This is a genomic window from Clostridium sp. MCC353 (genome assembly GCF_018785315.1).
Taxonomy (GTDB): Bacteria; Bacillota; Clostridia; order Lachnospirales; family Lachnospiraceae; genus CHH4-2.
In genome coordinates, this window is record NZ_WQPN01000036.1 from 72595 (window position 1) to 86519 (window position 13925).

General features: G+C 47.2%; 10 protein-coding genes. All 10 read left to right on the forward strand.

Annotated elements, in window-relative coordinates:
• Nucleotides 1–70 precede the first annotated feature (70 nt).
• The 10 genes from rnc to GPL15_RS08930 all read left to right on the forward strand — a co-directional run bounded on the left by rnc (nucleotide 71) and on the right by GPL15_RS08930 (nucleotide 13749).
• Nucleotides 71–775: a ribonuclease III gene (gene rnc, locus GPL15_RS08885; RefSeq protein WP_215698111.1), complete on the forward strand. Its 705-nt coding sequence runs from the start codon at nucleotides 71–73 to the stop codon at nucleotides 773–775.
• Nucleotides 766–4326 carry a chromosome segregation protein SMC gene (smc, locus tag GPL15_RS08890; RefSeq protein ID WP_215698113.1) on the forward strand — a complete coding sequence of 1187 codons (3561 nt, stop codon included), beginning with the start codon at nucleotides 766–768 and terminating at the stop codon, nucleotides 4324–4326. The genes rnc and smc overlap by 10 nt, the downstream gene beginning before the upstream one ends.
• Before the next feature lie 15 nt (nucleotides 4327–4341).
• On the forward strand, nucleotides 4342–5271 hold the full coding sequence (gene ftsY / locus GPL15_RS08895) for a signal recognition particle-docking protein FtsY (protein ID WP_215698114.1): 930 nt from the start codon (nucleotides 4342–4344) through the stop codon (nucleotides 5269–5271).
• Between the two features lie 24 nt (nucleotides 5272–5295).
• Nucleotides 5296–6519, forward strand: a complete 1224-nt coding sequence (ilvA, locus tag GPL15_RS08900; protein WP_215698116.1) for a threonine ammonia-lyase — start codon at nucleotides 5296–5298, stop codon at nucleotides 6517–6519.
• A gap of 21 nt (nucleotides 6520–6540) precedes the next feature.
• Entirely contained in the window at nucleotides 6541–8118 is a 1578-nt protein-coding gene (locus tag GPL15_RS08905) for a ClC family H(+)/Cl(-) exchange transporter (RefSeq protein ID WP_346344923.1), read from the forward strand.
• A 176-nt stretch (nucleotides 8119–8294) separates the two neighbouring features.
• A complete protein-coding gene (locus GPL15_RS08910; RefSeq protein WP_215698118.1) occupies nucleotides 8295–9611 on the forward strand; it encodes an amidohydrolase in 1317 nt (438 codons plus the stop codon).
• A gap of 101 nt (nucleotides 9612–9712) precedes the next feature.
• On the forward strand, nucleotides 9713–10546 hold the full coding sequence (locus tag GPL15_RS08915) for an ABC transporter permease (protein WP_215698120.1): 834 nt from the start codon (nucleotides 9713–9715) through the stop codon (nucleotides 10544–10546).
• A 14-nt stretch (nucleotides 10547–10560) separates the two neighbouring features.
• Entirely contained in the window at nucleotides 10561–11598 is a 1038-nt protein-coding gene (locus tag GPL15_RS08920) for an ABC transporter ATP-binding protein (RefSeq protein WP_215698122.1), read from the forward strand.
• 21 nt (nucleotides 11599–11619) lie between these two features.
• Entirely contained in the window at nucleotides 11620–12738 is a 1119-nt protein-coding gene (locus tag GPL15_RS08925) for an ABC transporter substrate-binding protein (RefSeq protein ID WP_215698124.1), read from the forward strand.
• A gap of 231 nt (nucleotides 12739–12969) precedes the next feature.
• Nucleotides 12970–13749: an ABC transporter permease gene (locus GPL15_RS08930; RefSeq protein WP_215698126.1), complete on the forward strand. Its 780-nt coding sequence runs from the start codon at nucleotides 12970–12972 to the stop codon at nucleotides 13747–13749.
• Nucleotides 13750–13925 lie beyond the last annotated feature (176 nt).

Sequence of the window (13925 nt, forward strand, 5' to 3'; positions counted from 1 at the left end):
GTCGGCATACTAATATCCGTTTTTAACGGATTACGGAATATTCATATGAAAACAGGAAAAGGAGGTATCTATGAAAAGTAAATTATATAAACTGGAACAAAAAATCCAATACCAGTTTAAGGACAAGTCTCTTTTTTCCCAGGCATTGACCCACAGTTCTTATGCCAATGAACACAGGTGGAGCAAATTAAAATGCAATGAACGTCTGGAATTTCTAGGTGACGCAGTTCTGGAGGTCGTTTCCAGCGACTTTTTATTTCACAACTATGCCAATTCACCCGAAGGGGATCTCACTAAAATCCGCGCAAGTATTGTATGTGAATCGACGCTGGCTTATTGTGCAGCGGACATTAATTTAGGAGAATATCTGCTTTTGGGCAAGGGGGAGGACGCTACTGGAGGACGCCACAGAAACTCCATCGTATCGGATGCCATGGAAGCGCTGATCGGCGCGATTTATCTGGATGGTGGTTTTGCTAATGCAAAAGAGTTTATTCACCGCTTTGTATTAAATGATATCGAACATAAACAGCTCTTTTATGATAGCAAGACTATTTTACAGGAAATGGTTCAAAGCAGGTATGAAACGCCCCTGTCCTATGAGCTTTTAAGGGAAGAGGGGCCGGATCACGATAAGATCTTTGAAGTGCGGGCTAAGATCGGTGAAGAAGAAATCGGTCATGGAGAAGGGCGCACGAAAAAAGCGGCCGAGCAGGTAGCGGCCTATCATGGAATTTTAAAACTAAAAAGTATGTGGGAGAAAACATGTATTTAAAGAGTATAGAAATACAGGGTTTTAAATCCTTTGCCAATAAAATTTTATTTGAATTCCACAACGGAATTACCGGTATTGTCGGGCCTAACGGAAGCGGTAAGAGCAACGTGGCCGATGCGGTCCGATGGGTGTTGGGAGAGCAGCGGATCAAGCAGCTCCGCGGCGCCAGCATGCAGGATGTGATCTTCGCCGGAACCGAGATGAGAAAGCCTCAGGGCTTTGCTTACGTTGCCATCACCCTGGACAACTCGGATCACCAGCTTTCCATCGACTATGACCAGGTGACCGTGTCCAGAAGGATTTACCGGTCCGGCGAAAGCGAATACATGATTAACGGCAGCGCCTGCCGTTTAAAAGATATCAATGAATTGTTCTATGATACCGGTATCGGCAAAGAGGGGTATTCCATTATCGGACAGGGCCAGATCGATAAGATCCTGAGCGGTAAACCGGAAGAACGGCGGGAACTCTTTGATGAAGCCGCCGGCATTGTCAAGTTTAAGCGCAGAAAGGTCATCGCCCAGAAAAAACTGGAAGATGAAAAACAGAATCTGGTCCGTGTCAGCGATATTCTGTCGGAGTTGGAAAAGCAGGTTGGACCTCTTGCCAGACAGTCGGAAGCGGCAAAAGAATATCTCCGTTTAAAAGAAGAACTGAAAACCTATGATGTCAATCTTTTCCTCATGGAGACAGAACAGATCCGCCTTCAGGCCAATGAAGTTGAAAAAAAGGAGGCCATTGTTTCTAAAGATTTGGAAGATACCAGACAGAATGCGGAAACCATGAAGGCTGAGTATGATGAGCTGGATGCCTATCTCACCGAACTGGATGGAAAACTGACTGAGGCCCGGGAGGATTTGAGCAGGGCGAATATTGCCAAAGGCAGTCTCCAGGGCCAGATCAACGTGTTGAATGAACAGATCAATACGGAAAAGATGAACGCGGAGCACATCAGCGCCCGTGTACATACAATTGAAGCGGAAATCGGAGAGAAAAAGGCTCAGATCAAAGTTTTCGAAGAGGAAAAAGCGTCCATTGAGGCAGAAGCCCAGTCTGCGCTTGAAAACCAATCCAATGCGGAGGAAACTCTTAGGAACGAAGATGAGCATATCATGCTTCTGGACCAGAAAATCGAATCCGGGAAAAGCGGCATCATCGACACCTTGAATGAAAAATCTTCCCTGGCGGCCAGACAGCAGAGATACGAGACCATGCTGGAACAGGTCAATGTCCGAAAAGCGGAGGTCTGCCAGAGGATTTTAAAGGTGAAGAGCGATGAATCCGTACAGGAAGAACAGCTGAAAATAGAGCAGAAATCCTTATCGGAAATCAATGATGTGATCGATGAACTGAGTCTTGCCCAGGAAGCGGCGGAAGCGAAAGCGCAGGAACTGGATCAGGAAGTGCGCAGGCTGACCCGCAACTTAAATAATAAACAGCAGGAATACCACACAAATTATACAAAGCTGGAATCCCTCAGGAATCTTGCCGAGAGATACGAAGGCTACGGCAACAGCATCCGCAGGGTGATGGAGGTAAAAGACCGTGTGAGAGGAATCCACGGTGTGGTTGCTGATCTGATCACAACGGAAAAGAAATACGAAACGGCTATTGAAACCGCTCTTGGCGGAAGCATTCAGAATGTGGTTACGGATTCGGAACAGACGGCGAAGCAGCTCATTGAATATCTGAAAAAGAATAAATATGGGCGGGCCACGTTTCTTCCGTTAACCAGCATCGGCAATAAGAATACATTTACCCAGGAAAAGGCATTAAAGGAGCCGGGAATCATAGGCCTGGCCAGCAATCTGGTTAAGGCGGCCCCTGAATATGAAGGGCTGGCAAAATATCTGCTGGGCCGTGTGGTAGTGGCTGAAAATATCGATTACGCCATTGCCCTGGCTAAAAAGTTCCAATATTCCCTCAGGATCGTAACCCTGGAAGGCGAACTGCTGAACGCAGGCGGCTCCATGACGGGAGGAGCGTTTAAGAACTCCAGCAATCTTCTGGGACGTAAACGTGAAATCGACGAACTGGAAGGGCTTTGCAAAAAGGCATTGACCGATGTGGACAAAATCCAGACGGATCTCAATTTAAATGAAGGCCTTCTGGCTGATAAACGGGAAGAGCTGGAACGCATTAAAGCGGAGAAACAGCAGTCCTACCTGAAACAGAACACCGTTCAGATGAACATCAGCCAATTGGAAGATAAGAAGAATGAAATTGCCGAATCAGCGGAGGATCTGGTGAAGGAAAACCTTCAGCTGGAGGAACAGGTTACGGATATTACAGAAAGCCAGAAACATATTCTCAGCGATCTGGAAGAACTGGAAAACCGCAGCAGGCAGATAACCGCCCGGATAGAAGAACTGGGCGTGCAGTTGGAAACTGCCAAAGCGGAGCGGGAAAAATATTCAGCCGCCCTTGCAGAAGCCCAGTTACATACAGCGGGCCTTTTACAGAAGAAAAACTTCTCATCTGAGAACATACGCCGTGTGAGGGATGAAATCCATAAATTAGAGGATGAGCTGTCCGGTTTATCAGCCGGCACCCAGGATGTCAATGTCGTTATTGAGGATAAGCAGAAAGAGATTACACGTTTGAACCAGATGATCGGCCAGACCGTACAGGATATGGAACGCCTTCAGGCGCAGGTCGGAGCCCAGGTTCAGGAAAAAGAAGAAAAAGGGATGAAGCAGAAGAGCTTTTTCAAACAGCGGGAAGAGATCACGGAGCGGATCAGCCGTCTGGATAAAGAGATGTTCCGTCTGCAGAGTCAGAAAGAAAAGCTGGATGAAAAGCTGGAAAACCATGTAAACTATATGTGGAATGAATATGAGCTCACATTTTCAACGGCCGAAAAGCTGCGCAATCCGGAACTTACAGTTCTCACAGAGATTAAAAAACAGATCGATTCATTGAAAAACTCCATCCGTTCCCTCGGAAATGTCAATGTCAACGCGATTGAGGACTACAAAGAGATATCGGAACGTTATGAGTTTATGAAAACCCAGCATGACGACCTGATCCAGGCGGAAGAAACCCTGCTGAAAATCATTGAGGAGCTGGATACAGGGATGCGCAGGCAGTTTGAAGAGAAGTTCCGGGAAATCAAAACGGAATTTGATAAGGTGTTTAAAGAGATGTTCGGAGGCGGACACGGCACCTTAGAGCTGATGGAAGAGGAAGATATCCTGGAAGCGGGAATCCAGATCATTTCCCAGCCGCCAGGCAAAAAACTTCAGAACATGATGCAGCTTTCCGGCGGGGAAAAAGCCCTGACTGCCATTGCCCTTTTATTCGCCATCCAGAACCTGAAACCGTCTCCATTCTGTCTGCTGGATGAGATCGAAGCGGCTTTGGACGATTCCAACGTGGACCGGTTCGCAGGTTATCTGCATAAGCTGACCAAGCATACACAGTTTATTGTGATCACCCACAGGCGTGGCACCATGGTGGCATCGGACCGGTTATACGGTATAACTATGCAGGAAAAGGGGGTTTCTACCCTGGTTTCTGTTAACCTGATAGAAGATGACTTAGACAAGTAAAGGAGCATAAAAAAGATGGAAGAACAAAAAAAAGGTTTTTTCGGACGCCTTGTTCAGGGCCTTGCCAAGACACGCAATAATATTGTTGCGGGAATGGATTCGATTTTCAGCGGATTTTCAGCGATTGACGACGATTTTTATGAGGAAATTGAGGAAACCCTGATTATGGGTGATCTGGGAATCCAGACCACCATGTCCATTGTGGAAGATTTAAGGTCCAAAGTGAGAGAACAGCACATCAAAGATCCGTCCGAATGCAAACAACTGCTGATCAACAGCATTAAAGAGCAGATGGATTTAGGGGAAAATGCCTATGAATTCGAACATAAAATCTCAGTTGTGCTGGTGATTGGAGTAAACGGCGTTGGAAAGACCACATCCGTTGGGAAACTGGCCGGCCAGTTAAAGGACAGCGGCAAAAAGGTGGTTTTAGCTGCCGCAGATACCTTCCGCGCGGCTGCCATTGAACAGCTTACGGAATGGGCCAACCGGGCCGGTGTGGATATTATTGCCCAGCAGGAGGGCTCTGATCCGGCCGCTGTCATTTACGATGCGGTTTCCGCTGCCAAATCCAGGCATGCGGATGTGCTGATCTGTGATACGGCAGGACGGCTCCACAACAAAAAGAATCTGATGGAGGAACTGAAAAAGATCAACCGCATTATTGATAAAGAATATCCCGACGCTTACCGTGAAACCCTGGTTGTTTTAGACGGGACCACAGGACAGAATGCCTTGTCACAGGCCAGACAGTTTATGGAAGTTGCCGATATTACAGGAATTATCCTGACAAAATTGGATGGAACGGCCAAGGGCGGAATCGCGGTGGCGATTCAGTCTGAGCTTGGAATACCCGTTAAATATGTGGGAATCGGAGAGAAAATCGATGACCTGCAGAAGTTTAATGCGGAAGAATTTGTGAACGCGTTGTTTCATAACGACTAAAATAAATCAAAGGGGATATGTATTATGTTAACATTGGAGAAATTTGAAGAAGCTACAGAGGTAGTGAATAAAGTCACTTTAGAAACCAAGCTGGTTTACAGTGAATATTTCTCATCTCAGACGGGCAATAAGGTTTATTTTAAACCGGAGAATATGCAGTATACCGGCGCTTATAAAGTGCGGGGCGCCTACTATAAAATCAGTACGCTTACGGAAGAAGAAAGGGAGAGAGGACTGATCACCGCCTCTGCCGGAAACCATGCCCAGGGTGTTGCCTATGCGGCGAAACTGGCCGGAATCAAGGCGACTATTGTAATGCCCAATACAACCCCTCTTATGAAAGTGAACCGCACCAAAGGTTATGGCGCGGATGTGGTGCTGGAAGGCGATGTGTTTGATGAAGCCCTGGAACATGCGCTGAAATTAGCGGATGAACACGGATATACATTTGTACATCCTTTTGATGATCTGGACGTTGCGACCGGACAGGGAACCATAGCCATGGAAATCATCAAAGAGCTTCCAACGGTGGACTACATCATGGTGCCCATCGGCGGCGGCGGGCTCTGTACAGGAGTGGCCACTTTGGCAAAACTTTTGAATCCTAAGATCAAAGTGATCGGAGTGGAACCTGCTGGCGCCAACTGTATGCAGGAATCCCTGCGCCAGAACCAGGTGGTCAGCCTGCCATCCATCAATACAATTGCGGACGGCACCGCTGTGAAGCGTCCGGGCGAAAAGCTGTTCCCATATATCCAGGAAAATGTGGACGATATCATCACCATTGAAGACAGCGAACTGATCGTTGCCTTCCTGGACATGGTAGAAAACCATAAGATGATCGTGGAAAATTCCGGCCTTCTTACGGTAGCAGCATTAAAGCACCTGAACGTGGAAAAGAAGAAAATCGTTTCCATTTTAAGCGGCGGCAACATGGATGTTATCACCATGGCGTCCATTGTACAGCATGGCCTGATCCAGCGTGACCGCGTTTTCACCGTATCCGTGCTGCTTCCTGATAAACCCGGCGAACTGGCTAAAGTTTCCACCCTTCTTGCCAAAGAAAAGGGCAATGTAATCAAGCTGGAGCATAACCAGTTTATCAGCATCAACCGCAATGCGGCGGTGGAACTGAGGATCACTCTGGAGGCTTACGGCACAGAGCACAAAAACAGCATTGTGAAGGCTCTGAACGAAGCCGGATACCGTCCTAAGCTTGTTAAATCGAAAGGCACTTACAGCGACTAACTGTGCCTCAGGGGGATGAGAATGATGCAGCAAGCGAATTTTACCATATCCAATTCATTAAAACGTTTTCGAAAACTCAGATATTTTTTGATTCTGGAAGGGATGATCGTCGGGGTTCTGGCAGGATTTACCATCGTGCTGTTCCGTATCCTGCTGGATCTGGCGTCTGAACTGCTGAATTTTATACTGGCCTATGGAAAGGCCAATACCTGGTTCATACCAGTATGGTTTTTGATCCTGACCGCAGTATCCCTGGTGGTTTCTGCCCTTTTAATTTGGGAACCTTATATCTCAGGCAGCGGTATCCCTCAGATGGAAGGGGAGATGCAGGGGGAGATCAAACAGACCTGGTGGCGGGTTCTCTCCGCAAAATTTGCAGGCGCCCTGCTGTGTATCGGCTGCGGCCTGTCCTTAGGACGGGAAGGCCCCAGCATTCAGCTTGGATCCATGGTGGGCAAGGGATTTTCCAGGCTCACCAAGCGGATGAGGATGGAGGAGAGGCTTTTGATGACCTGCGGCGCCAGCGCAGGGCTTTCCGCGGCCTTCAATGCGCCGATTGCGGGCGTGCTGTTCTCCCTGGAAGAAGTGCATAAAAACTTTTCACCGGAAGTTCTGCTATCCACCATGGCGTCTTCCATAACCGCCAACTTCATTACGCGCAATATATTTGGACTGGAGCCCATTTTTTCTTTTCACGTTCCCAATATGCTGCCGCTTAACAGCTATGGACATGTAATTGTTGTAGGAATGCTGCTGGGGCTTTTAGGCGTCTTTTACAACACCTGCCTGATCCGGTCCCAGAAGATGTATCAGAAAATACCCAAGGTCTATTTCCGCGTGCTGATTCCATTTTTGGCGGCAGGCGTCATGGGATTTGTATATCCTGCGGTGCTGGGCGGAGGACACACTCTGGTGGATACCATTTCCGAAGGGCAGATGGCCGTAAGCGCTCTGATTCTTTTGTTTGTTGTCAAATTTATCTTTTCTATGGTCAGCTTCGGTTCCGGCGCTCCGGGAGGTATTTTCCTTCCGCTCCTTGTTTTAGGGGCGATTATCGGAGGTTCTTATAATGAACTGATGGGAAATCTCTTTCCGGTGTTAAATGGATACATAGGGAATTTTGTGATCCTGGGCATGACCGGCTATTTTTCCGCAATTGTCCGGGCTCCGATCACCGGAATCATTCTGATTACAGAGATGACCGGCACATTCAACCACCTGCTGACGTTATCCATGGCAGCGCTGATGGCCTATTTGATACCGGATATCATGAAATGCGCCCCTGTTTACGACCAGCTTCTCCACCGGCTGCTGGAAAACCGCAAATGGAAGAAGCCTCACAAGGCGTCGGGAGAAAAAGTGCTGGTAGAGGGAATGATCTATCACGGCTCCGCGGCGGAAGGAAAGAACGTTTCGGCGGTCACATGGCCCAAAGCGTCTTTAATTGTTTCCATAACCAGGGGAGAAGATGAATTTATTCCAAAAGGCGATACCAGATTGAGGGCAGGCGACCACATCCTTTTGATCTGCGATGAAAATGACGCCCCCGATGTTTATAAGACAATCGAAGAATACTGCCAGAAAATGAAAGAACCATAAGTAGTTTTCATAAAAAAGTATACAATAAGTAGGATAAAACTGATGTTATGCCGTCTTATAGGACGGCGTTCTCATCGGCTTTATCCTATTTTTTGTTTTACAGTAACAGTTCAGATAGCGGACTGTTACGTGTAATTACTCTTTTCAAGGCGAAGAAAGGTATGGATTGTTAAATTATGAGAACATTAATAGAAAATACCACGGTGCTGACCATGGATTCAGCCTATCGGGTTCTGGAACAGGGATATGTTGTAATCAATGACACAATCATTGAAAAAACAGGCGCCGGCCCCTGTGGCCTGCCATGGGATAAGAAAATCGACGGGACAGGAAAAATACTGATGCCCGGAATGATTAACTGCCACAGCCACATGTCCATGATCCCCTTCCGGTCCATGGGAGACGACTGCCCGGACCGTTTGAGACGTTTCCTCTTTCCCTTAGAACTGGAAGCGATGACCCCGGAGCTGGTCAGGCTGAGCGCCCGGTATGCAGTATGCGAGATGCTTTTGGCCGGCGTCACCACGGTTTTAGATATGTATTATTTTGAAAATGAAGTGGCAAAGGCTTGTGACGAGCTGGGAATCAGAGGGTATCTGGGTGAAACGGTTATAAATATGGAAACCTGTGACAGCAAAACTCCTTATGGCGGCCTGCAGTATGGAGAAACATTTTTAAGGAGCTGGAACGGGCATGAGCTGATAACTCCTTTAATCGCACCCCACGCCCCCAATACAAACTCCCCGGAAATGCTGCAAAGGGCCTTTCAACTGTCCAGGGAGTATGATACATTTTATACCCTTCATGTCAGTGAAATGGATTATGAAATGGAATATTTCAGGGAACAATATAAAAAAACACCGATTGAATTTTTATATGATCTGGGAGTTTTAGGGGAAAAGACAATTGCCGCCCATTGTATTCACATGACAAAACGGGATCTGGAGCTCCTTTCTCAAACCGGCACAAAAGTGGTCCACTGCATTGGTTCCAATACAAAGGCCGGGAAGGGAACCGCTCCGGTCAGGGATATGAAAGCGGCCGGCATTCAGGTGGGACTTGGAACCGACGGCCCTTCGTCAGGCAATACCCTGGATCTATTCACCCAGTTCAGGCTTTTCGCTTCTTTTCAAAAGACAAGATACCGTGACAGAAGCCTTTTTCCCGCAAAAGACATCATCGCCCTGGGAACCATAGGCGGCGCCAGGGTATTGGGAGCCGATGGGCTGATTGGCTCCATTGAAACAGGGAAAAAAGCGGATCTGGTGATGGTGGAAACCGGCTCGGTCAACATGTTCCCCGTCTATAATCCCTATTCAGCCCTCGTGTATTCGGCCAACGCATCCAACGTGGATACGGTTTTTGTGAACGGAAAACTCCTGGTCAGCAATAAAAAGATGGTAAACGCCGATTTAAATGAAATCAAAGCCGATTTGTCCGCTGCCATGGAACCATTCAGGAAACTGGCCGCAAAATATGAGGATATGATATGAGCTTACCGGTATGAATACGCTGTTTTGTCTAATAATAGTAAGTGTTCTGAATGAACGGCTTCTTTTAGAATACACGATGAATAGAAAGGCTGGATGAACCATTGATTGATAAGAAAACGAAACTATATTGGATTTTTATACTTCCCGGATGTCTGTTTCTTGTGTTCTTCATGATGATTCCCCTGTTTTCTTTGATTTTTAAGACGTTTTTTGATGAGGCAGGAAGTTTTTCGCTGGAGAACTATTATTCCCTGTTCGGAAGTACTTATTTCAGGCAGGTTTTTTTTAGAAGCATCCGCCTGAGCCTGGTGAGCACCGCAGCCTGCGCCCTGCTGGGATTTCCAACGGCATATTATATTTCCAAATATTCCAAAAATAAAGGAATGCTCATGGCCCTGGCCGTATTTCCCATGTTTACCAGCCCGGTGATCCGTTCCTTCAGCTGGATGGTGATCCTGGGAAAGAAAGGCTTTATCAATACGGCGTTGGTGAGTTTAGGGATAGTCAGGCGTCCGATCAGCCTGCTGTACAATGAATTTTCTATGACAATAGGATTTATCCAGTTGTTCCTGCCTTTGATGATTCTGTCTCTGATCGGCATCATGGATCATATATCTGAGGATCTGAATCTGGCTGCATGTAATTTAGGAGCGACCAGACTGGGCGCTTTCCGTCACGTGATTCTGCCCCTCAGTATACCGGGGCTGGTTACCGGCAGTGTGCTGGTATTCACCGGCTGTCTGACCGCATATACCACGCCTCAGCTGCTGGGCGGGACGGATACCAGAGTGCTGGCTACCATGATCTACCAACAGGCCATGTCATTAGGGGATTGGACACAGGCATCTGTTGTGTCTGTGGTCATGATAGTAGTCACCGTATTGGTATCCGGCTGCATAAATGGGATCAGCAGAAAATTTAATCCAATTGTATGAAAGAGGAGACGAGAATGGCACTTTTGGAATTGCAGAATATCACCGCAGGCTATGACGATCATGTGATATTAAAAGATTTGAATTTTCAGGTGGAAAAAGGGGAATTGGTGTCCCTGCTGGGCTCCAGCGGCTGCGGAAAGACGACCACGCTGCGCCTGATCGCAGGTTTTTCCAGCCCCATGGCCGGACAGTTTATTTTCGATGGAAAGAACTATACCCAGGTTCCCCTTCATAAAAGGAATTTTGGATTCGTGTTCCAGAGTTATGCGTTGTTTCCCCACATGACAATTTTTGATAACGTGGCATTTGGACTGAAAATGCGGAAAATGTCTCAGGAGCAGATTAAGAAAGAAGTAACGGCCATGCTGGAGACGGTGGATTTAAATGGCTTTGAAAACCGTTTTCCCAAGGAGATGTCAGGCGGCCAAAGGCAGCGCGTCGCATTGGCAAGGGCGCTGGTGATCAAACCGGATCTGCTTTTGTTAGACGAGCCCCTCAGCAATCTGGACGCAAAACTCAGGATAAAAATGCGTGTGGAAATCAGGCGGCTCCAGCAGCAGTTCGGTTTTACCGCGGTTTACGTTACACATGACCAGGAGGAATGTTTTGCGATCTCTGATAAAGTGGCTATTATGAATCATGGTGTGATCGAACAGATGGATAAACCGGCGGTGATCTATAATCATCCCAAGACAGAATTTATAGCCCGCTTTGTGGGATTTGAAAACTTTATTGATTTGAAGGAAACAGGCATGGAGGGAAAATACCTGGCGTCGGACGGATCCGTGATCCAGGTGGAAAACAAATATACCCATGGGGAAAGAAAGGCATGTATCCGTCCGGAAGACATTCAGATCATGCCGGCGGACACCCAGGCGGTCAACCGCATCGACGGCAGGATTTTGGTGAATACCTTTCTGGGCAAACGCAGCCAGTATAATGTCAGCACCTCAATCGGTGAGTTTGAGGTCAGCACGGACCAGGAGACGGTTTACAATTCCGGCGATAAGGTTACATTATCTTTAACACCGAATAAAATCATATTGCTTTAAGCGGTAAAGGAGGGACACATTATGAAAAAGAAAGTATTATCAGCAGTTTTGACCGGCATTATGTTAGTATCCCTGACCGCCTGCGGCGGCTTCACAAAGGAAGAACCTCAAACATCTGAACCGGATACGAAAACGGCAGGCGGCATTACACCAAGCGTAGACCTGCCTTCGTTTAAAGGCCAGGAACTGAAAATTTCCACCTTTTCATTTAACACGGAACTGTTACAGAAGAATGTATACGATCCGTTTATGGAAGCAACCGGCTGTAAGCTGGTCGTGGAAGGCGGAAAGAACGCAGAGCGCGTCACCAAGATTAAGGAAACGCCAAAAAACTATGATGTGGTGGTCATCAGCGATGCGTTTATGGCCGACCTGATTGAGGGAGATTTTATCGAACCCATTGATCCGGCAGAACTGTCCAACCTGGATTCCCTATACGATATCGCTAAGGCACCACTGGGAAATGAATATGGTCCAGCCTATACCTTTAACCGTTTAGGAATTGTTTACGACAAGACCTTCTGTCCGGTCGAGATTCATTCCTGGGCGGATTTGTGGAATCCTGAGCTGAAAGGTTCCATAGCCATACCTGATATTACCACTACTTCCGGCCCCATATTCTATTACTGCGTGGCAAAAATGGCTGGTTTGACACCCGGAACGGATGATGATGCGATCTTTAAAAAGATGGAAGAGTTAAAGCCGAATATCATGAAGACATACACAAGCGCCAATGACACGATCACCATGTTAAACCAGGGGGAAATCTCCGCCGCCGTTTTGCTTGACTTTTCCTATACGGCAGCAAAATCTGCGTCCGAAGACTATGTATGGGTAGATCCGGCGGAAGGAACCTATGGCAGCTTTAACGCGGCCAATATGGTTAAGGGCTGCGAAAATAAGGAACTGGCCACAGCGTTTATTGACTTCTATATTTCAAAAGAAGTGCAGACGGCAGAAGCGTTGGACGGTGTGGATTCTCCAGTCAGAACCGATGTGGAATTGACCCCGGAACAGTCCGTAAATTATACCTATGGAAAAGAGATGATCAGCAGGCTGCAGCTTCCCGACTGGTCTGTCATCAACGGGAAGAAGGCGGACTGGACAGCCCGCTGGAATGAGCTGTTTTCTGTCCGGTAGCCTGGAAAACAAAGGAATTAAGTTGAAAAATAATCCTGACGGCTTATTTTTACACCCAAATTTGTGCCGGAGCCACAAATTTGAATCGTAGATGAGAAGCTGAAATTCTCAGCGCGTGCCTATGCAGCGCAAACTTTACGCATCGTAAAGTTTACACATCGCAAATTTTACGATGCGCAAAATTTTCGAATCAAAATTTTCGCATTAAAACGCTCCGGTATGGAGGATACCATGAAAAAAAGCAAATCACTGCTTATCATAACCATTTTAGTATATAGTTTCCTCATCGGGCCTCTTCTTATCATAGCGGCTTCCTCTTTCAGCGATACCACATACCTGAAGTTTCCGGGGGAAGGTTTCACCCTGCGTTGGTATGAGCAGATTTTGAAGGTCAAATCCTTCGGAAATGCTGCGAAATACAGCATTATCATCGCATTTGCCGCAACCGGAATCGCCCTGGCCCTGGGACTTCCGGCTGCCTATGCGTTGAACCGGTACCACTTCAAAGGAAAAGGGGTGATAAAAGAGTTATTCCTGTCTCCGGTTTTGATCCCGGTGATTGTACTCGGTTTCGTGATCCTCCGCTATGTGGTAAACCGTTTTCAGCTTCAGGCACTTCCAAGCCTTTTGATCGGGCATACCATATTATCCATCCCATATGTGATGCGGGTGGTCACCGCCAGTTTAGCCAATTTTGATTTCTCCATGGAGGAGGCGGCCAGAATTTTGGGCGCCGGAAATTTTTACACATTCTTCCACATCTTACTGCCAAATGTCAAATCGGGAATCATCTCTGCCTGCATCATGGCGGTTATCAATTCCTTTAATAATGTATCTCTGTCCGCGTTCCTGACCAAGGCGGGAGTAACTGTTCTGCCGATTGAAATGATGGCCTATGTGGAATACCATTTTGATCCAACGATTGCGGCCCTGGCTTCGCTGTTGATGGTGATTACGCTGGGGGTTATGCTGGTGATTGAGAAGACGCTGGGGCTTAAAAGTGTGGTGTAAATTGGGATTTAATTAATGAAAGTTACGCAGAAAAGCGGGACGAGGGAGCGGAGGCGGGATTGGATGTTTGGAGGCGGCCCTGGGGAGCGGAATCCTTCGGGGATGAAAACCAGCTTCCAACCGTAAGTGAAACTAAGACTCCAGGGATGAAAAAAGACGGTCCGATGCCCATTCAC